Source organism: Lentzea fradiae (genome assembly GCF_900100955.1).
In the GTDB taxonomy this organism is placed as follows: domain Bacteria; phylum Actinomycetota; class Actinomycetes; order Mycobacteriales; family Pseudonocardiaceae; genus Lentzea; species Lentzea fradiae.
Window position 1 is genome coordinate 169,843 of record NZ_FNCC01000012.1, and the last position, 18,109, is coordinate 187,951.

Sequence of the window (18,109 nt, forward strand, 5' to 3'; positions counted from 1 at the left end):
GAACGTGTGCCGAGTCACGCAACGGAGGCCGTCGATGATCCGCGCCTGCGCTCTGGTGGACCTGCCCTCAGGTGAGGCAGTTCGCGTCGTCGGCCCTCACGCGCCGATAGCCGTCTTCAACGCCGACGGCGCCATCTACGCCATCGACGACACCTGCACCCATCAAGACGCTTCGCTCAGCGAAGGCTGGCTGGAGGGGTGCTTCGTCGAATGTCCGCTGCACGCTGCCAGTTTCGACCTGCGCACGGGTGAGCCCACGTGCCTGCCCGCCAAGCGATCGGTGAGGACCTACCCCGTTCTTGTGGAAGATGGAGTTGTCTATGTCGATGTCGAGGTGAACAAGGACGTGGCGTGAGGACGATCGCGATCATCGGTGCTTCACTGGCCGGTTTGAGGTCGGCGCAGGCACTGCGCCGGCAGGGGTACGACGGCCGGATCGTCTTCATCGGTGATGAGGTGCATCTGCCCTACGACCGGCCGCCTCTCTCGAAGGACTTCCTCCTCGGCAAGGTCGAGGCCGTGCCGCTCGCGGACCAGGAGGACCTCGACGCGATCGACGCCGACTGGCGCCTCGGCGTCCAGGCGACCGCGTTGCTCTCCACACAGGAGATCGCGTTGAGCGACGGCACGACGGTCGAGGCCGACGGTGTCGTCATCGCGACGGGTGGCATCCCCCGGACGATCCCCAACACGCACGTGTTGCGCACTCTCGACGACGCCCTCAAGCTCCGGGAGGCATTCGCCGACGCACGGAGCGTCGGCGTCATCGGGGCCGGGTTCATCGGCGCGGAGATCGCGTCCAGCGCACGGTCGCTGGGCAAGGACGTGACGGTCGTCGAGGCGTTGCCCGCTCCACTCATGCGGGTTCTGGGTGCGGAGATGGGCCACGCGGTGGGACAGCTGCACGGCGACCACGGATCAACGTTGATTACGGGCGTCAATGTTGATTCAGTCAATGTCGACGGCGGAATCAACCTCGCGGATGGACGCAAGGTTGACGCCGATGTCGTCGTTGCCGGCATCGGCGTCCGTCCAGCCACCGACTGGCTCGCGGGTGGACCCGTCAAGGTCGACAACGGTGTCGTGTGCGACGCGGGTGGCGTGACGAACGTGAAGACCATCGTGGCCGTCGGCGACGTCGCGAACTGCGCGGGGCACCGCGCCGAGCACTGGACGTCCGCGACCGAGCAGGCGCAGGTTGCGACCCGCAACTTGCTCGCGGGCGAGACCGTGGCGACGCACACCAACGGCGGGTACGTCTGGTCCGACCAGTACGGAGCGCGGATCCAGTTCATCGGACGAGCGACGCGGGACGTTCGCGTCGAAGATGGGTCCATCGAGGATAGAAAGTTCGTCGCAACCTACCGGGACGGCGAGAACGGTGAAGATGTCGTCGGGATCGTCGCGATGAGCAACGCCAAGCTGTTCACCAGGCTCCGCCGGAGTCTCAGCTAGGAGACGGTCGTCACGGTTTACCGCCACCGGCGACCGGCTAGACACCCCGATGTCCTTCGTGGACGGATCAAGAGGGAGGCCCAGTGTCGCCGGTGCGGCAGATCATCAACCCCTACGACCGCAGCGTCATCACCGAGGTCGAGGACCAGACCCGCGACCAGGCGATCTCCGCGATCACGAGGGCCAGAAGGGCCTTCGACGACGGCGACTGGCAGCACTCCAGCCCCGAGCACCGCGCCGCCGTGCTGAACCGCGTCGCCGACCTGCTGGAACGCGACAAGGAGGACATCGCCCGCACCGAGACGCTCGACACCGGCAAGACGCTGGTCGAGAGCCGCATCGACGTGGACGACGTCACCTCCGTGTTCCGCTACTACGGCAACCTCGCCGGGCTGCTGCACCCGAAGGTCGTCCAAGGCGCCCCCGCGGACGTCATCAGCCGCATCGACTACGAGCCCGTCGGCGTCTGCGGCCTGATCGCGCCGTGGAACTACCCGCTGCTGCAGATGTCCTGGAAGGTCGCGCCCGCGCTGCTCGCGGGCAACACGCTGGTCGCGAAGCCCAGCGAGATCACGCCGCTCACGACGATCAAGCTGTTCGAGCTGCTGGAAGAGGCCGGGCTGCCGGACGGCGTCGCGAACCTCGTCCTCGGCACCGGGCCCGAGGTCGGCGCGCCGCTGGGTGAGCACCCGGACGTCGACCTCGTCTCGTTCACCGGCAGCCTCGCGACCGGCCAGCGGATCATGGCGGCCGCCGCGAAGACGGTGAAGAAGGTCGCGCTGGAGCTCGGCGGCAAGAACCCGAACATCGTGTTCGCCGACGCCGACCTCGACACGGCGGTCGACTACGCGCTCACGGCGGCGTTCTTCCACGCCGGCCAGGTGTGCTCGTCGGGCACCCGGTTGATCGTGCACTCCAGCATCTACGACGACTTCGTCGACGAGGTCGCGCGCCGGGCCGACCGGGTCAAGCTCGGCAACGGCTTCGACGAGGACACCGAGTCCGGCCCGCTCGTCAGCGAGGAGCACCGGGCCAAGGTCGAGGGCTACGTCGAGATCGCCCGGCAGGAGGGCGCCACGCTCAAGGCCGGCGGCAAGCGGCCCGACGAGCCCGAGCTGCAGAACGGGTTCTTCTTCCGCCCCACGGTCTACGCGGACTGCCACAAGGACATGTGGCTGGTCCAGGACGAGACGTTCGGGCCGATCATCACCGCCGAGCGCTTCGAGTCGGAGGAGGAGGCCGTCGCGCTGGGCAACAACACCGACTACGGCCTCGCGGGCGCCGTGTGGAGCCAGGACCTCGACAAGGCCCAGCGGGTCGCGAAGAAGCTGCGGCACGGCACCGTGTGGGTGAACGAGTTCGGCGCGTACCTGCCGCAGGCGGAGTGGGGCGGGTTCAAGCGCTCGGGCGTCGGGCGCGAGCTGGGCACCTCGGGGCTGCACGAGTACACCGAGGCCAAGCACGTCTACCAGAACCTCAAGCCGCAGGCCCAGAACTGGTTCGCGCGAGGCACCGGTGCCGCGGGGAAGGACGCCCAGTGACCGCGTACGACTACGTCATCGTCGGCGGCGGCACGGCGGGCTGCGTGCTCGCCGCGCGGCTGACCGAGGACCCCTCCGTCACGGTCGCGGTCATCGAGGGCGGCCCGTCCGACGTCGGCGACGAGAAGATCCTGAACCTGCGCAACTGGATCAACCTGCTGGAGACCGAGTACGACTACGACTACCCGACGGTCGAGCAGCCGCGCGGCAACTCGCACATCCGGCACAGCCGCGCCAAGGTGCTCGGCGGGTGCTCCAGCCACAACACGCTGATCTGCTTCAACCCGCTGCCGCAGGACTTCGACGAGTGGGGCCACGGCTGGACGTGGGACGCGCTCGGCCCGTACTACGACAAGGTCCAGCTCAACATCATCCCGGTGGCCGAGAAGGACAGGAACCCGATCGCGAAGGACTTCGTCGCGGCGGCGCGCGAGGCCACGGGCGTCCCGGAGGTCGAGGACTTCAACAAGGAGCCGTTCGAGGACGGCGCCGGCTTCTTCTCCATCGCCTACCACCCGGAGAAGAACAACCAGCGCTCGTCCGCCTCGACCGCGTACCTGCACGAGATCCTCGGCAGCCGCAAGAACCTGACGCTGCTGCTCAACACGTGGGCGAGCAAGATCGAGCTGGACGGCGACCAGGCGATCGGCGTGCACACCGACAAGGGCTACGTCGAGGCGAACAAGGAGGTGCTGCTCTGCGCGGGCGCCATCGACACGCCCCGGCTGATGATGCTCTCGGGCATCGGCGACGCCGAGCACCTCAGCGGCATCGGCATCGAGCCCAGGCACGACCTGCCGGGCGTCGGCGAGAACCTGCTCGACCACCCCGAGTCGGTCATCGTCTGGGAGACCACGCGGCCGTTGCCGGAGAACTCGGTGATGGACTCGGACGCCGGGCTGTTCATCCGGCGCGACCAGGGCGACCCGCGGCCGGACCTGATGTTCCACTTCTACCAGATCCCCTTCACCACCAACACGGAACGCCTCGGCTACCCGAAGGTGGAGCACGGGGTGTGCATGACGCCGAACATCCCGCGCCCGCACAGCAAGGGCAGGCTGTGGCTGAAGTCCAACGACCCCGCCGAGAAGCCCGCGCTCGACTTCGGCTACTTCACGAACCCCGACGGCTACGACGAGCAGACCCTCGTCGACGGCTTCCGGATCGCGCGGAAGATCGCCGAGCAGGAGCCGCTGAAGTCGTGGCTCAAGCGGGAGATCGCGCCCGGCCCGGACGTGACGAGCGACGAGGAGCTGTCCGAGTACGGCCGGCGCGCGGCGCACACCGTCTACCACCCGGCGGGCACGTGCGCGATCGGGTCCGTCGTGGACGGTGAGCTGAAGGTCAAGGGCCTCAAGGGTCTCCGGGTCGTCGACGCGTCCGTCTTCCCCACCATGCCCACCGTGAACCCGATGGTCACCGTCCTCATAATCGGAGAACGCGCCGCCGACCTGATCAAGGGGGCGTAGTGGCCCTGACGTCTCCCGGCACGGCGGAGGACAGACTCAAGGACCTCTGGTACACGTCGGAGTCCCAGCGGAACATAAGCCCGTGGGCGAACGTCTCGCTGGGCTTAACCCAAGCGCGCTGCCAGCAGCGCTCTCCGTAACGCCTCACCCCGCTCGCGACTCTCTTTCGTGTTTCCCTCCGGGAACGCGGGGCCCCTACGTTCCGTCCCATAGGACGCGGGGGCCCCGCGTCCTAAAGGCACGTCACGCGGAGGCAGCGGTGAACACTGGTGGATGACGCACGGAAGGGTGCGTTGCGGGCGAGGGTGGACAGCGACACGGCGGCGGGCGACGCGGTCTCAGCGTTGGAGGATCAGCGCTGAAGGCGAAGTAGCTTCAACGCGAGCTGCACCTCCAGCACGCGGTCCGGCGTCTGCCAGTCGGCGCCGAGCAACGACGACACCCGGTCGAGCCGTTGCGTGACCGTGTTGACGTGGAGGTGCAGCTCCGCCTTGGCACGGCTGAGGTTCGCGCCGCACCGGAAGTACACCTCCAGCGTGTGCACCAGCTCCGTGCCGCGGTCGGCGTCGTAGTCGAGCACCGGCCCCAGCACCGACCGCACGTACCCGGATACGTCAGCCCGGTCGCCCAGCAGCACGCCGACGAACCCGAGGTCGTCCAGCGTCGCCGCGTCCTTCTCCCGGCCCAGCTGCCGCAACGCCTTCAGGCACCGCCGCGCCTCCTCGAACGCCGCCGCGATCGCCACCGGACCCGACACCGGGCCGCACGCGCCGACCGTGGCGTCCAGCGCCTTCGCCACGTCCCGCATCACGGCGGTGGACGACGACGGCAGTGCCAGCACCACGTCCCGGCCACGCGACCCGGCCAGTCCTCTGTGGACTGACGCGTAGTGCGTTGCCCCGGGCAGGTTCCCGTCGGCCACCAGCACGACGTGCGGGTCGCTCAGCTCCACGCCCACCCGCCGGGCCCGCGCCAGCAGACCCGCGGCGTCCCGGCCGTCGAGGATGTCGGTGATCAGCTCGCCGCGGACCTTGTTCTCCGCCTCGGCGACGGTTCTGCGCAGCAGCAACAGCAACGCCGTCACCGCGGCCGACCGTTCGAACAGGCGCCGGTCCGCGTCGGAGAGGTCGGGGCGGCCCTCCAGCGCGATCCCGCCCAGCAGCTCCGACCCCGCGAGCACCGCGCACACCCACACCTCGCCGACCAGCACCGCACGCCCGTTGGCGCGCACCGCGGGCGTGGGCACGGCCTCCAGCACCTCGACCGGCCCGCCGAGCAGCTCCCCCACCGCCGCGGCCACGTCGGTGGACGAACCGCCGCGCAGCACCAGGTCCGTGAGCCGGTCGTGGGCCTCCTCCGCCCGTCTCATGGCCTCGTTGTGCGACTGGATGGTGGCGAACAACGACGCCGTGTCGATCGCGATGGCCGCGTGGTCGGCCAGCGACTGCAACAGGGCGACCTCCTCCGGCGGGAACTCGCGCGGGGTGCGGTCGGCCGCGTACAGCACGCCGATGACCTTCGAGTCGAGCTTCAGCGGCACGCCCAGGATCGCCGTCAGGCCCTCGTCGCGCACCGCCGAGTCGATCGGCCTGGTGTGGTTGAAGCGGGCGTCGGCGAAGTAGTCGGAGGTCGCGTACGGCCGCGCGGTCTGCGCGACGAGCCCGCCCAGTCCTTCGCCGAGGCCGAGCCTGACCTTCTGGAACAACGGCGAGAACGACCCGTCCGTCACCCGCATGTAGGTGCCGGCCGGGTCGTTCATCGACAGGTAGGAGACGTCCGTCCCGAGCAGCGTCCGCGCCCTGCGCACGATCGAGCGGAGCACCGCGTCCGGGTCGCGCATGCCCGCGAGCTCGGACGCGGTCTCGAACAACGCCGCCAGTTCGGCCTCACGCCGTCGCGTCACACCCCAACCCTGTCACGTTCCTCGAGATCCGCACCACGGGTCTCGCGCGCGAAGAGGATCGACACGACCGTGATCACGCAGGTGATCACGACGTACACCGCGATCGGGAACGACGACCCGTACGCCTGCAGCAGAGCCGTCGCGATCAGCGGTGCGAGCGCTCCCGCCGCGATCGACGCCAGCTGGTAGCCGACCGACGCGCCCGAGTACCGCACCCGCGTCCCGAACAGCTCCGAGAAGAACGCCGCCTGTGGCCCGTACATCGCGCCGTGCAGCACCAGGCCGACCGTGGTGGCGAGGGTGATCAGCACCGGGTCCTTGGTGTCCAGCAACGCGAAGAACGCGAAGATCCACCCGGCCATGCCGACCGCGCCGACGAGGTAGACCGACCGCCGCCCGAACCGGTCGGACAGGTGGCCCCACACCGGGATCGTCACGAGGTGCACGGCCGAGGCGATGAGCACCGCGTTGAGCCCCACCGACTTCGACAACCCGAGGCCCGTCACGACGTACACGAGGATGAACGCGGTGATCACGTAGTACGACACGTTCTCGGCGAACCGCGCGCCCATCGCGATCAGCACCTCACGCCAGTTGTGCTTCAGCAGCTCCAGCGCGGGCGCCTTCTCCAGCTTCGGCGCGTTCTTCTGGGCTTCGAGGAAGACCGGCGACTCGGACACCGTCAGCCTGATCCACAGGCCGATCACCACGAGCACACCCGAGAGCAGGAACGGGATGCGCCAGCCCCACGCGAGGAAGTCCTCGTCGGACTGCACGGCCGCCAGCACCGCGAGCACCGCCGTCGCGAGCAGGTTGCCGCACGGCACACCGGCCTGCGGCCACGACGCCCAGAACCCGCGCCGCTTCGGGTCGCCGTGCTCCGACACGATCAGCACGGCCCCGCCCCACTCGCCACCGAGCGCGAAACCCTGCACCAGCCTCAGGAACGTGAGCAGCAACGGCGCCGCCACGCCCACCGCCGCGTACGTCGGCAGCACGCCCATCAGCATCGTCGCGCCACCCATCAGCAGCAACGACAGCACCAGCAGCTTCTTGCGCCCCAAGCGATCGCCGTAGTGGCCGAAGACGAGACCACCCAGCGGCCGGGCCAGGAAGCCGATCGCGTACGTGGTGAACGCGAGCAGCGTGCCGGTCAGCGGGTCCGCCGTCGGGAAGAACAGCTTGTTGAACACCAGGGCGGCCGCCGAGCCGTAGAGGAAGAAGTCGTACCACTCGACGGTCGTCCCGATGAGCGAAGCGCCTACCACCTTTTTGATCATCGACTACTCCTCATTGAGCGGTCCAGCCGCCGTCGACGGCCAACGACGTTCCTGTGACAAAACCGTTGTCGCACAACCACAGCACGGCGTCGGCCACCTCGGCGGGCTCGATCAGCCGCTTGACGGCGCTGCGCTGCAGGAAGATCCGCGAGGACACCTCGTCCTCGGCGATGCCGTGCACGCGCGCCTGGTCCGCGATCTGCTTCTCCACCAACGGGGTCCGCACGTAGCCGGGCGCGACGCAGTTCGACGTGACGCCGTGCGGCGCTCCCTCCAGCGCGGCGACCTTGGAGAAGCCCTCCAGGCCGTGCTTGGCGGCGACGTAGGCCGACTTGAACGCGGACGCGCGCAGGCCGTGCACGCTGGAGATGTGGACGAGGCGGCCCCAGCCCGCGTCGTACATGTGCGGCAGGACGTGGCGGGTGAGCCGGAACGCCGCCCCCAGCATCAGCTCGACCATCGCCGAGAAGCGCTCGGCGGGGAACTCGTGGATGGGGGCGACGTGCTGGACGCCGGCGTTGTTGACGAGGACGTCGACCTCGGCGGGCAGGTCGCCGACGGGACCGGTCAGGTCGACGACGTGCCCGGTCCCGCCCAGCTCGTCGGCGACGGCCAGCACGCGGGGGTCGCGGTCGGCCAGGTGGACCTTCGCGCCCGCGGCGGCCAACGCACGGGCGCAGGCCAGTCCGATGCCGCTCGCGGCTCCGGTGACCAGCGCGGTGTGACCCGTGACACTCGACATGACCGGAACGGTAGGCGTCCACAGCGGCCGTCGACATGTGGCACAGCCACATAACGCCTGGTCATCATGTGGCTTTAGCCAACATTTAGCGCGAATGATGCATATGCCGGGAAAGAACGGGGTACAGGGGCGTAAGCTTCCGTTCGTCCGAACGGGGGAAGATCAGCTACAGGGGGACCAGATGTCCACGACGCCCATCTACGACGACCTCCTGCGCGAACTCGACGAGATCGCACAGGAGGCCGGTTTGACCAGCTCGAAGCCCACCGCCGAGCAGGCCGAGTAGCAGCTACCTCGGAGGAGCGATCAGCTCGGCGGGCACCGGCTCGTCCTTGCTGATCAGGTCGAAGAGCTGCGACGCCTGCTCCTTGTTCCACTGCACGACCGAGCCCACGCCGGGCAGCGTCGGCGTCCCACCGACCGGCACCGTGCCGCTCGTGGCGTCGCTCATGTTGAGCGCGACGCTCGCCAGGTGCCACACGTGGTCGTCCTCGTTGACCGACACCGCGCCCGAAGCCGCGCTCATCAGCGGGAAGAGGCGGAACGGGTTCGCGAGCGTGGCCGGGCTCTTGACCTTGGTGAACAACGCCGACAGGAACTGCCGCTGGTTCTGCACGCGCTGCAGGTCCGCGGTGGCGAACGCGCGCGTCCTGACGAAGCCGAGCGCCTGCGGCCCGTCGAGCTCCTGGCAGCCCGCGGGCAGGTCGATGCCGGCCAGCGGGTCCTTGATCGGCTCGTCGATGCAGATGTCCACACCGCCGACCGCGTCGACCATGTCGGAGAACCCGCCGAAGCCGATCTCCATGTAGTGGTCGATCCGCACGCCCGTGGCGCCCTCGACGGTCTTCACGAGCAGCTGCGGCCCGCCGAACGCGTACGCGGCGTTGACCTTGTTCCGCCCGTTGTCGGGGATCGTCACGAGCGAGTCGCGCGGGATCGACAGCAGCACGGGCGTGGCCGCGCTGTTGTCGGGCAGGTGCAGCATCATGATCGTGTCGGTGCGCCGCCCGGCCGCGTCACCGGTCGCGAGCGCGTCCTTCTGCTCCTGCGACAGACCTTCACGCGCGTCCGACCCGACGAGCAGCCACGTGGTGCCCGGCGTCTCCGCGGGACGGCCCTCGTAGTCCGGGAGCGCCTCGATGCGGGTCAGCGTCGAGTCGACGTAGAACCCGAACCCGACGGTGCCCACGACGAGCAGGAGCAGCACCACCAGGATGATGCGTCCGGGACGCCTCTTCTTCTTCATCGGCCGCTGCGGTGGCATGGGCCGCCGCGGCTGCTGGTAGCCGTGGTGATACCCAGCACTCATGTGTCGCCAACCCCGATCGCTGTTAGTTCCGCTTTGCAACTAGGGACGCGGCGCGCCCCCTCAGGTTGCGAGGAAACCTACCGGGGCGGCAGCACCAGTGCGTCGAAAAGGCGTCTCACCTCGGCGGAGGGGTCGTCGGTCCAGCCGGTGTGCGCGGGCGAGGTCTGCACGATGGTGCTGCGCGGCGCCGTCAGCCACCGGAACCGCTGCCCCAGCGTCGTCGCGCTGACCGGACCGGCGGTGGCGGCGCCGTCGCACGAGTCGACGAGGTGCCGCAGGCTGCTTTCGAGCACCTCGACGTCGAGGTGCGGGTCGAGCACCCGCAGCCGGTCACCGTCCACATAGGTCTTGGCGCACAGGAAGTCGAGGTCCCGGCAGTAGACCAGGACGCCGACGTTCATGCACTCGCCCCGCTCCTGCCGCGGCACCGCCCGCAGCAGCGCGTACTCAAACACGTGCGGCACGCGCGGCCTCCAGCGAGTCGACCCAGCCGCGGTGGGCGAGGCGGTAGGTGAAGAAGTCCTTGTAACGCTGCCGCAGCTCGGCCGGGTCACCCTCCAGCCACTCGTCGGGAACGAGCGCGAGCACCTCGTCGAGCAGCTCCGGCGTCACCCTCGCGGCCATCTCGGCGTCCACTTCGGACAGCGCGGTCGCGTTGGGCAGCATCGCGTGGTCGGACGCGTCGTAGCGGAACTCCTTGGTTGCCGGGCGCTCCTCGCTCCACGAGTAGTGGAAGTACAGCGCGGCGCCGTGGTCGATCAGCCACGGTTCCCGGTGCCACAGCAACATGTTCGGGTTGCGCCAGCTGCGGTCCACGTTCAGCACCAGCGCATCGAACCACAGCAGCCGCGTCGCGAGATCGGCGCCCGGATCGCGCACGACCGGGTTGAAGTCGAACGAGCCCGGCAGGTAGTCGAGCCCGAGGTTGAGGCCGCCGCTGGCCCGCAGCAGCTCCTGGACCTCCTGGTCGGGTTCGGCGCGCGCCAGCTCGGGGTCGAGGTGCACGAGCACGATCTCCGGTATCCGGAACCCGAGCCGCCTGGCCAGCTCGCCGACGACGACCTCGGCGACCAGCACCTTCACACCTTGCCCCGCGCCGCGGAACTTCACCACGTACATGCCCAGGTCGTCGGCCTCGACCAGACCCGGCATCGACCCGCCCTCGCGGAACGGCGTCACGTACCGGGTGGCCGTGACCTCCCTCAAAAGACTCACCGGCGCATGATCACACGGATGCCGGGCGGAGGCCGAGCCGGTTTCCGCCCGGCACGCGCGTCACCGGCCGGTGGGCAGCACGCAGACCGGGATCTCGGTCTTCAGCGGCGTGCCGGACGGCGTCAGCTCACCCGAGGCGGCGTCGACCGCGAACGACGTGACCACGCTGGAGTTCTGGTTGGCCGCGAACAGGAACTTCCCGGACGGGTCGAACGTGATGTGCCGCGGGTACTCGCCGCCGACCGGCGTGAAGCCGACGAGCGACAGCTCCCCTTCGACCGCGAACCGCGCCACGCTGTCGTGGCCGCGGTTCGACAGGTAGACGAACCGGCCGTCTGCCGAGACCAGCACCTCGGCCGGGAAGTTCTCCCCGGCCCCCTCCGGCACGGTCTTGAGCACCTGGCCCGGCGTGAGCGTCCCGTCCGCGTACGCGCAGGCCACGATCGTCGAGTCCAGCTCGTTCGCGACGTACGCGCGCTCGCCGTCCGGGTGGAACGCGATGTGCCGCGGCCCGGCGCCCGGCGCGAGCTTCGCCGTGGAGAACGGTTCGAGGCGGCCGTCCGCGAAGGTGTAGAAGAACACCGAGTCGGCGCCCAGGTCGACGGCCGCCGCGTACTTCCCGGCCGGGTCGAAGACGATGTGGTGGGCGTGCGGGCCCTCCTGGCGGTCCGGGTTCGGCCCCGAGCCCTCGTGCTGCACCTTCTGGGTGCGCTCGCCGAGGCTGCCGTCGTCGCCGACCGGGAAGACGCTGAGCGACCCGGACGAGTAGTCCGCGGTGATCAGGTGCTTCCCGGACGGGTCGAGCGTGAGGTGGCACGGGTCGGCGCCACCGGTCGGCCGCTTGTTGACCACCTGGAGCGTGGTGGCGTCGATCGCGGTGACCTCGCCCTGGCTGGTCTCGTTCACCGCGTAGAGGAACCGGCCGTCCGCCGACTCGATGACGAACGACGGGTTCACGACGCCGGGGATGACGCCGGTCTGCTCCAGCTGCCCGGTGGTGGTGTCGTACGTGCCGACGCCGATGCCCTTCGCGCCACCGTTCCACGTCGTGTACGCGCCGAAGAAGACTCTCTTCGTGGCGGCCGCCGCAGCGGTTCCTCCGGTCATCAGCAGTCCAGCTCCCACACCCAGGGCTCCGAGAAATCGTCGCCGGTCGACACCCACTCGTCCGCACCTCCGTTGATCGTCGGCGGCGGCAGTCCCACACTGGCCCAGACCACTGCGGGAAGCAACAGGTGTGATCGAGATTGCGTCTACCGCAACGGGTCGTTCGACACCAGGCGGGCCTTCTCGGCCTCCAGGTCGTAGGCGGGCTCCGGGAACTTCGGGTCCATCTCGCGCAGCGTCTCCAGCAACAACCGGCTGACTGCCCAGTTGCGGTACCACTTGCGGTCGGAGGGCACGAAGTACCAGGGCGTCTCCGAGCAGTTGCGCAGCGCCTGCGTGTACGCCTCCTGGTACTTCGACCACTTCGACCGCACGTCGATGTCGGCCGGGTTGTACTTCCAGTTCTTGCGCGGGTCGTCGAGGCGGGCGAGCAACCGTTCCTTCTGGACTTCCGGCGAGATGTGCAGGAAGCACTTGACCAGCGTGACACCCGTGTCGGCCAGCTCGCGTTCGAACGCGTTGATCTCCTTGTAACGCCCGCGAAGTTCCGCCGCAGAGAGCAGACGCTCTACTTTGGGCACGAGAACGTCTTCGTAGTGGGAACGGTCGAACGCGCCGATGCGGCCCTTCTCGGGCAGCGCGTTGCGGATGCGCCACAGGTAGTGGTGCTCCAGCTCCGCGGCGGTCGGTTTCTTGAACGACGCGATGTGCACGCCCTGCGGGTTCACCAGGCCGACGACGTGCCGGACCACGCCGCCTTTGCCGGAGGTGTCCATGCCCTGCAACACCAGCAGCACCGATCGCGTGTTCTCCGCGTACAGCGCCTCTTGGAGCTCGTCCAACTCGGTCCCGGTGGCGGCGAGGTCCTCCGCCGCCTCCTTCTTGCTCTTGGGACCGACCGGCCGGCTGCCGGGGTCGAGCGCGGACAGGTCCACCTCGTCGAGGCGCAGCACCTCACGAACCGACTTCTTCGCCATCACCAGACCGTAGCGATCCACCGTCGCCTGTGCCCGTTGTGCAAGAAAAGAGCGCCCACCGATGAATCTACGCAACGAACTGAGGCCATGCGCAACGGTTCACGGCTGAAATCGCCTGTTCAGGCCCCTAGCCTTGGAGGATGACCGCCATCGCCACCCACCACACCGCGGGAACCCCGACCGGCGCCGACTACGTCGCCCTCGACGAGGAGTGGAGCACCCACAACTACCACCCGCTGCCGGTGGTCATCTCGCACGGCGAGGGGGCGTGGGTCACCGACGTCGAGGGCCGCCGCTACCTGGACTTCCTGTCCGGCTACTCGTCGCTCAACTTCGGCCACCGCCACCCCGCCCTGGTGGCCGCCGCCGTCGAGCAGCTCGGCCGCGTCACGCTGACCAGCCGCGCGTTCCACCACGACCAGTTCGGCCTGTTCTGCCGCGAGCTCGCCCAGCTCACCGGCACCGAGATGGTGCTCGCGATGAACTCCGGCGCGGAGGCCGTCGAGTCCGCGATCAAGGTCGCCCGCAAGTGGGCGTACCAGGTCAAGGGCGTGCCGGAGGGCACGGCCGAGATCATCGTGGCCGGGTCCAACTTCCACGGCCGCACCACGACCATCGTGTCGTTCTCGACCGACGAGACCGCGCGCAACGACTTCGGCCCGTTCACGCCCGGCTTCACGGTCGTCAAGTACGGCGCGCTGGACGAGGTCGAGTCCGCGATCACCCCGCGCACCGCCGCCGTGCTGATCGAGCCGATCCAGGGCGAGGCCGGCGTCGTCGTGCCGCCCGCCGGGTACCTCGCGGGCATCCGCCGCCTGTGCGACGAGAACAACGTCCTGATGATCGCCGACGAGATCCAGTCCGGTCTCGGCCGCACCGGCGAGCTGTTCGCGCTCGACCACGAGGGCGTGCGCGCCGACCTCTACACGCTCGGCAAGGCGCTGGGCGGCGGCATCCTGCCGGTGTCCGCGGTGGTCGGGTCGCGCGCCGTGCTGGGCGTTTTGAAGCCCGGTGAGCACGGGTCGACGTTCGGCGGCAACCCGCTGGCGTGCGCCGTCGGCCGTGCCGTCGTGCGACTGCTGGAGACCGGCGAGTTCCAGGAGCGTTCGCGTGAGATGGGCACGTACCTGCACGCGGAGCTGACCAAGCTCGTCGGGCAGGGCATCGCCGAGGTGCGCGGGCGCGGCCTGTGGGCCGGTGTCGAGATCGCGCCGGGCGGACCGGTCGGCCGGGCCGCGTCCGAGGCGCTCGCCGCGCGGGGCGTGCTGTGCAAGGAGACGCACGCGTCCACGCTGCGCGTCGCTCCCCCGCTCGTGATCACCCGCGACGAGATCGACCTCGGCGTCCGGGCGATCGCGGAGGTGGTTCGTCCCGGTTCGGTGTGATTCGCGCGGTGTGATTCGCACCGCTTGAGGTCACGATGTGGCGGACGAGTGCAACAGCTCGTCCGCCCCATGCATCATGACTTGCATGGGTGAACGGGTGAGAGCGGAGGCCGCCGCCGCTCTGGGTCGCTGGGTCGAACCCGAAGAGGTCTACGCGCGAGGACGCGCGTTGCGGTCCTCTGTGGACTTCGGGGCGCACCGGGCGATGTCGCTCGCCCACTCGCGACCGTCCGTGTCCGAGTTCATGCACGCGAGCAACGAGGGCAGGCTGGAGCACCTGGTCCCGTTGCGGGTCGGGCGGATGCTCGCCAGCCCGTTCGCGTTCTTCCGCGGCTCGGCGGGACTCCAGGCGGGCGACCTCGCCGCCGGCTGCTCGACCGGCCTGCACGCCCAGCTGTGCGGCGACGCGCACGCCGCGAACTTCGGCCTCTACGGCACGCCCGAAGGCCAGATCGTCATGGACATCAACGACTTCGACGAGACCGCGCCCGGCCCGTGGGAGTGGGACCTCAAGCGCCTGGTCGCGTCGCTCGTGCTCGCCGGACGCACGGGTGGCGTGTCGGACAAGGGATGCCGTGACGCCGCCGAGGACGCGGTGCGTGCCTACCGCGGCACGATCCGTCACCTCGCCGAGATCCCGTTCCTGGAGTCGTGGACCGCGCTGGGCGACGAGTCGGCGCTGTCCAAGGTGAAGGCCGACGACCTGCTCAAGAGCTACACGAAGGCTGCCGAGAAGTCGCGCAGGAACACCAGCGCCCGCTTCGCCGCCCGCTGGACCGCGCACGACGGCGAGAAGTGGCGCTTCATCACGAACCCGCCCACGTTCACCGCCGTCACCGAGCAGACCGCCGACGCCGTCATCGCCGCCCTGCCGTCCTACGTGGACACCCTGCGCGAGTCGCGCCGGAACCTGATCATGCGCTACGGCGTGTCGGACGTGGCGTTCCGCGTCGTCGGCACCGGCAGCGTCGGCCTGCGCAGCTACCTGGTGCTCATGCACGGCAACGGCACCGAAGCGCTCGTGCTCCAGGCCAAGGAGGCACGGCCGTCCGCGTTGCAGCCGTTCATCGACGCCGCCCCCGCCAAGCACGAGGGCAAGCGCATCGTCCACGGCGCCCGCCTCGTGCAGGCCGAAACGGACATCCTGCTCGGCTGGACCACGATCGAGGGCCGCCCGTTCATCGTGCGGCAGTTCCGCAACCGCAAGGGCGAGATCGACGCGACCAGGCTCAAGCGCGACGACCTCGACGACTACGGCCGCTTCGCGGGCGCCCTGCTGGCCCGGGCCCACACCAGGTCGCTCGACCCGAGACTGCTCGCCGGGTACTTCCAGAACGGCGGCGCCGACGAACTGGACGACGCGTTCGCGAAGTACGCGTTCGACTACGCCGACCAGACCGAGGCCGACCACGCCGAGCTGACCAAGCTGGTCAAGAACGGCAGGCTGCCCGCGGTCGTCGAGGACCGCTGACGCGCCGACGAGCACCGCACGACCGGAACCGGCGGGAGACGTCGCTTACTGTGGCGGTGTGAAGATCCGCCGCGCCGCCTCCCCCGACGACGTGTTCGCAGCCGTGCACCTGTTCGACACGCCACCGCTGCCCGACGCGACCGCCCGGTTCCTGGCGCAGGACCACAGCCACCTGCTCATCGCCTACATCGGCGACGAACCGGCCGGGTTCGTGTCCGGCGTGGAGACGACGCACCCCGACAAGGGCACCGAGATGATGCTCTACGAGCTGGGCGTGCACGAGTCCTTCCTGCGCCGCGGCATCGGCACGGCGCTGGTCGAGGCTTTGCGCGACCTCGCCGCCGAACGCGGCTGCTATGCGATGTGGACCGGCACCGCCGCGGACGACACGGCGGCGCAGGCCACGTACAAGAAGGCGGGCGGGGCGATCGAGGACGGCGCGTTCGTCAGCTGGGAGCTGTGACGTCGTCCAGAAGCGCCCGCCAGGCGTTGGTCGAGAACGTGAGGGTGGTGGCGGGGTTCTTGGAGTCGCGCACGAGCACGTCGTGGGTGATGGACACCTCGACGCACTCGCTGTCGCCGGTTCCGCTGCTGTAACTGCTCTTACGCCAGGTCATGGGCGGCCGACCCCATCAAGGAGCGCCCGCCATGCCTTCGAGGAGAAGGCCAGGACGACGGCCGGATTTTTGGAGTCGCGCACGAGCGCGTCGTGCGCGAGATACACCTCCACGCAGTCGCTGTTGACCGTGCCGCCGCTGTAGCTGCTCTTACGCCAGACCCGTTCGTGCGTCATAGGCGTCCGACCTCCTTGATCAACGCCTGCCAGGCGTTGGTCGAGAACGTGAGGGCGGCAGCGGGGTTCTTGGAGTCACGCACGAGCGCGTCGTGCGCCAGAGACACCTCCACACAATCGCTGTCGCCGCTTCCCCCGCTACGACTGCTCTTACGCCAGGTCCGTTCGCACGTCATGTGCGTGCGACATCGTCGACCAACGCCCGCCACGCGCCGGCCGAGAAGGCGAGGATGGCGGCGGGGTTCTTGGAGTCACGCACGAGCGCGTCGTGGGTGAGTGAGACCTCCACGCACTCGCTGTTGACCTTGCCATCGCTGTAGCTGCTCTTACGCCAAGTCCGTTCGTGTGTCATGGGCGTCCGACCTCCTTGATCAACGCCTGCCAGGCGTTGGTCGAGAACGTGAGGGCGGCAGCGGGGTTCTTGGAATCGCGTACGAGCGCGTCGTGGGTGAGTGAGACCTCCACGCAGTCGCTGTTGACCGTGCCGTCGCTATAGCTGCTCTTACGCCAGGTCCGTTCGTGATCCATTGGAATCCTCTCGCAGCCGACTGACGTACTCCGCCAGCTTCCTCCGAGATTGTTCCGGGTCCAAGGCGACGGCATCCAGCCGCCGAAAGACCTTTCTCGTCCGTTCGACCGCGGCGGGGGCCTGTGCGAACACCAAGGCCGTCTCGGTCACACCGACAGCGACAGGAGGCACCTTCTCGAACTCGTACAGAGCGCACTTCGACAACAACGCGGCCGTCATGACATCGGCGGGGACGATGCGCAGCTCATGGGTGCGGAAGAGCAGGCGCCGGTACTGCTCCTCCATCACCTGTGCCGACCCAAGCCGCACCCGCAGGGCCAGTTCGTGCAGGTAGAACACGCACTGTGGCCGGTTCGGCCGCCTCATGATCGTCTGCCGCTCGATGCGCAGGTCGATGCCCTTCCTGACGTTCTCGGGCGTCTCGATGGCCCGCTCGTCGAACAGCGCCTGCGCGTACGGGACCGTCTGCAGCAGCCCCGTGATCGTCAGGACGTCGTAGGTGGTGATCTTCGACGCGAGCGACTCCGTCATGGCGAGGGTGCGCAGCTCGTCGGGCACCTGCACGAGGTAGAGATCGAACGCGTGCCTGTAGCGGCGGCGGAAGTCCTCGAAGAAGCCGAGGTCCTTGCCGCACACCGTCAGGAACTGCACCAGGTCGATCTCGCTGGCGCGGGCCCTGCCGTGCTCGATGTTGGAGACCTTGCTGGGGTCCCAGCCGAGCTGCACGGCGAGCGCGCGGCCGGTGAGTCCGGTGCAGGACTCGCGCAGGCGCCGCAGCTCGTCGCCGAGGTCCCTGCTGTACGCGGTGGAGAGGGTCATTCCGCCGACGCTATGGATTGAAGTCGCTCCTAGAACCTGCTCGTTCGGGTGAAAACCATCTGGGTGGGCGGGTCACCTTGCTGCCACCCGCACGTCCTGTACCTGCCGTGTGAC

Annotated in this window: 21 protein-coding genes; 7 read left to right on the forward strand and 14 right to left on the reverse strand. The window is 69.0% G+C overall.

All coding sequences use genetic code 11. From position 1 onward, the window contains the following. Window positions 1-34 precede the first annotated feature (34 nt). From BLT23_RS27905 to BLT23_RS27920, 4 genes are all read left to right on the forward strand, one after another. Complete coding sequence (locus tag BLT23_RS27905; protein WP_090054118.1) at window positions 35-355, forward strand: bifunctional 3-phenylpropionate/cinnamic acid dioxygenase ferredoxin subunit; 321 nt, start codon at window positions 35-37, stop codon at window positions 353-355. Continuing rightward, window positions 352-1,455, forward strand: coding sequence for an NAD(P)/FAD-dependent oxidoreductase (locus tag BLT23_RS27910; protein ID WP_090054120.1), 1,104 nt, complete (start codon window positions 352-354; stop codon window positions 1,453-1,455). The genes BLT23_RS27905 and BLT23_RS27910 overlap by 4 nt, the downstream gene beginning before the upstream one ends. A gap of 83 nt (window positions 1,456-1,538) precedes the next feature. Beyond that, entirely contained in the window at window positions 1,539-2,996 is a 1,458-nt protein-coding gene (locus BLT23_RS27915; protein ID WP_090054122.1) for an aldehyde dehydrogenase family protein, read from the forward strand. Then, on the forward strand, window positions 2,993-4,465 hold the full coding sequence (locus BLT23_RS27920; protein ID WP_090054124.1) for a GMC family oxidoreductase: 1,473 nt from the start codon (window positions 2,993-2,995) through the stop codon (window positions 4,463-4,465). The genes BLT23_RS27915 and BLT23_RS27920 overlap by 4 nt, the downstream gene beginning before the upstream one ends. A gap of 352 nt (window positions 4,466-4,817) precedes the next feature. On the opposite strand, the gene BLT23_RS27925 is transcribed toward BLT23_RS27920, so the two are convergent. The 8 genes from BLT23_RS27925 to BLT23_RS27960 all read right to left on the reverse strand — a co-directional run bounded on the left by BLT23_RS27925 (window position 4,818) and on the right by BLT23_RS27960 (window position 12,998). Beyond that, window positions 4,818-6,368, reverse strand: coding sequence for a helix-turn-helix domain-containing protein (locus tag BLT23_RS27925; protein ID WP_245744259.1), 1,551 nt, complete (start codon window positions 6,366-6,368; stop codon window positions 4,818-4,820). Continuing rightward, window positions 6,365-7,648, reverse strand: a complete 1,284-nt coding sequence (locus tag BLT23_RS27930) for an MFS transporter (RefSeq protein WP_090054126.1) — start codon at window positions 7,646-7,648, stop codon at window positions 6,365-6,367. The genes BLT23_RS27925 and BLT23_RS27930 overlap by 4 nt, the downstream gene beginning before the upstream one ends. 10 nt (window positions 7,649-7,658) lie before the next feature. Continuing rightward, window positions 7,659-8,390, reverse strand: a complete 732-nt coding sequence (locus BLT23_RS27935; RefSeq protein ID WP_090054128.1) for a 3-hydroxybutyrate dehydrogenase — start codon at window positions 8,388-8,390, stop codon at window positions 7,659-7,661. 289 nt (window positions 8,391-8,679) lie between these two features. After that, on the reverse strand, window positions 8,680-9,699 hold the full coding sequence (locus tag BLT23_RS27940) for an LCP family protein (RefSeq protein WP_090054130.1): 1,020 nt from the start codon (window positions 9,697-9,699) through the stop codon (window positions 8,680-8,682). A gap of 77 nt (window positions 9,700-9,776) precedes the next feature. Then, the gene (locus tag BLT23_RS27945; RefSeq protein ID WP_090054131.1) at window positions 9,777-10,163 is read right to left on the reverse strand and encodes a DUF3037 domain-containing protein; all 387 of its coding nucleotides are present in this window, start codon (window positions 10,161-10,163) and stop codon (window positions 9,777-9,779) included. Further along, entirely contained in the window at window positions 10,147-10,914 is a 768-nt protein-coding gene (locus tag BLT23_RS27950) for a HipA family kinase (RefSeq protein ID WP_090054133.1), read from the reverse strand. The genes BLT23_RS27945 and BLT23_RS27950 overlap by 17 nt, the downstream gene beginning before the upstream one ends. A 60-nt stretch (window positions 10,915-10,974) precedes the next feature. Next, window positions 10,975-12,021, reverse strand: a complete 1,047-nt coding sequence (locus BLT23_RS27955; protein WP_090054135.1) for a lactonase family protein — start codon at window positions 12,019-12,021, stop codon at window positions 10,975-10,977. A gap of 146 nt (window positions 12,022-12,167) precedes the next feature. Beyond that, window positions 12,168-12,998, reverse strand: a complete 831-nt coding sequence (locus tag BLT23_RS27960) for a PPK2 family polyphosphate kinase (protein ID WP_090054137.1) — start codon at window positions 12,996-12,998, stop codon at window positions 12,168-12,170. A 140-nt stretch (window positions 12,999-13,138) separates the two neighbouring features. On the opposite strand from BLT23_RS27960, the gene rocD reads away from it, so the two are divergent. The 3 genes from rocD (at window position 13,139) to BLT23_RS27975 (ending at window position 16,317) form a co-directional block, all read left to right on the forward strand. After that, complete coding sequence (gene rocD / locus BLT23_RS27965; RefSeq protein ID WP_090054138.1) at window positions 13,139-14,383, forward strand: ornithine--oxo-acid transaminase; 1,245 nt, start codon at window positions 13,139-13,141, stop codon at window positions 14,381-14,383. 85 nt (window positions 14,384-14,468) lie between these two features. Beyond that, window positions 14,469-15,854 carry a DUF2252 domain-containing protein gene (locus tag BLT23_RS27970; RefSeq protein ID WP_090054140.1) on the forward strand — a complete coding sequence of 462 codons (1,386 nt, stop codon included), beginning with the start codon at window positions 14,469-14,471 and terminating at the stop codon, window positions 15,852-15,854. Window positions 15,855-15,912: 58 nt separating this feature from the next. After that, window positions 15,913-16,317, forward strand: a complete 405-nt coding sequence (locus tag BLT23_RS27975; protein WP_090054142.1) for a GNAT family N-acetyltransferase — start codon at window positions 15,913-15,915, stop codon at window positions 16,315-16,317. Here BLT23_RS27975 and BLT23_RS27980 read toward each other — a convergent pair. Genes BLT23_RS27980 through BLT23_RS28005 form a run of 6 tightly spaced genes read right to left on the reverse strand, consistent with a single transcriptional unit; the run spans window position 16,301 to window position 17,995 of the window. Next, window positions 16,301-16,471, reverse strand: coding sequence for a DUF397 domain-containing protein (locus BLT23_RS27980; protein WP_090054144.1), 171 nt, complete (start codon window positions 16,469-16,471; stop codon window positions 16,301-16,303). The genes BLT23_RS27975 and BLT23_RS27980 overlap by 17 nt on opposite strands. After that, window positions 16,468-16,647: a DUF397 domain-containing protein gene (locus BLT23_RS27985; RefSeq protein ID WP_090054146.1), complete on the reverse strand. Its 180-nt coding sequence runs from the start codon at window positions 16,645-16,647 to the stop codon at window positions 16,468-16,470. Before BLT23_RS27985 ends, BLT23_RS27980 begins: the two co-directional genes overlap by 4 nt. Continuing rightward, window positions 16,644-16,823 (reverse strand): DUF397 domain-containing protein, encoded by a 180-nt coding sequence (locus BLT23_RS27990; protein WP_090054148.1) that lies wholly within the window; start codon window positions 16,821-16,823, stop codon window positions 16,644-16,646. The genes BLT23_RS27985 and BLT23_RS27990 overlap by 4 nt, the downstream gene beginning before the upstream one ends. Further along, on the reverse strand, window positions 16,820-16,999 hold the full coding sequence (locus BLT23_RS27995) for a DUF397 domain-containing protein (protein ID WP_090054150.1): 180 nt from the start codon (window positions 16,997-16,999) through the stop codon (window positions 16,820-16,822). Before BLT23_RS27995 ends, BLT23_RS27990 begins: the two co-directional genes overlap by 4 nt. Next, complete coding sequence (locus BLT23_RS28000) at window positions 16,996-17,250, reverse strand: DUF397 domain-containing protein (RefSeq protein WP_342713704.1); 255 nt, start codon at window positions 17,248-17,250, stop codon at window positions 16,996-16,998. The genes BLT23_RS27995 and BLT23_RS28000 overlap by 4 nt, the downstream gene beginning before the upstream one ends. Beyond that, window positions 17,150-17,995 (reverse strand): helix-turn-helix domain-containing protein, encoded by an 846-nt coding sequence (locus BLT23_RS28005; RefSeq protein WP_090054154.1) that lies wholly within the window; start codon window positions 17,993-17,995, stop codon window positions 17,150-17,152. Before BLT23_RS28005 ends, BLT23_RS28000 begins: the two co-directional genes overlap by 101 nt. Window positions 17,996-18,109 lie beyond the last annotated feature (114 nt).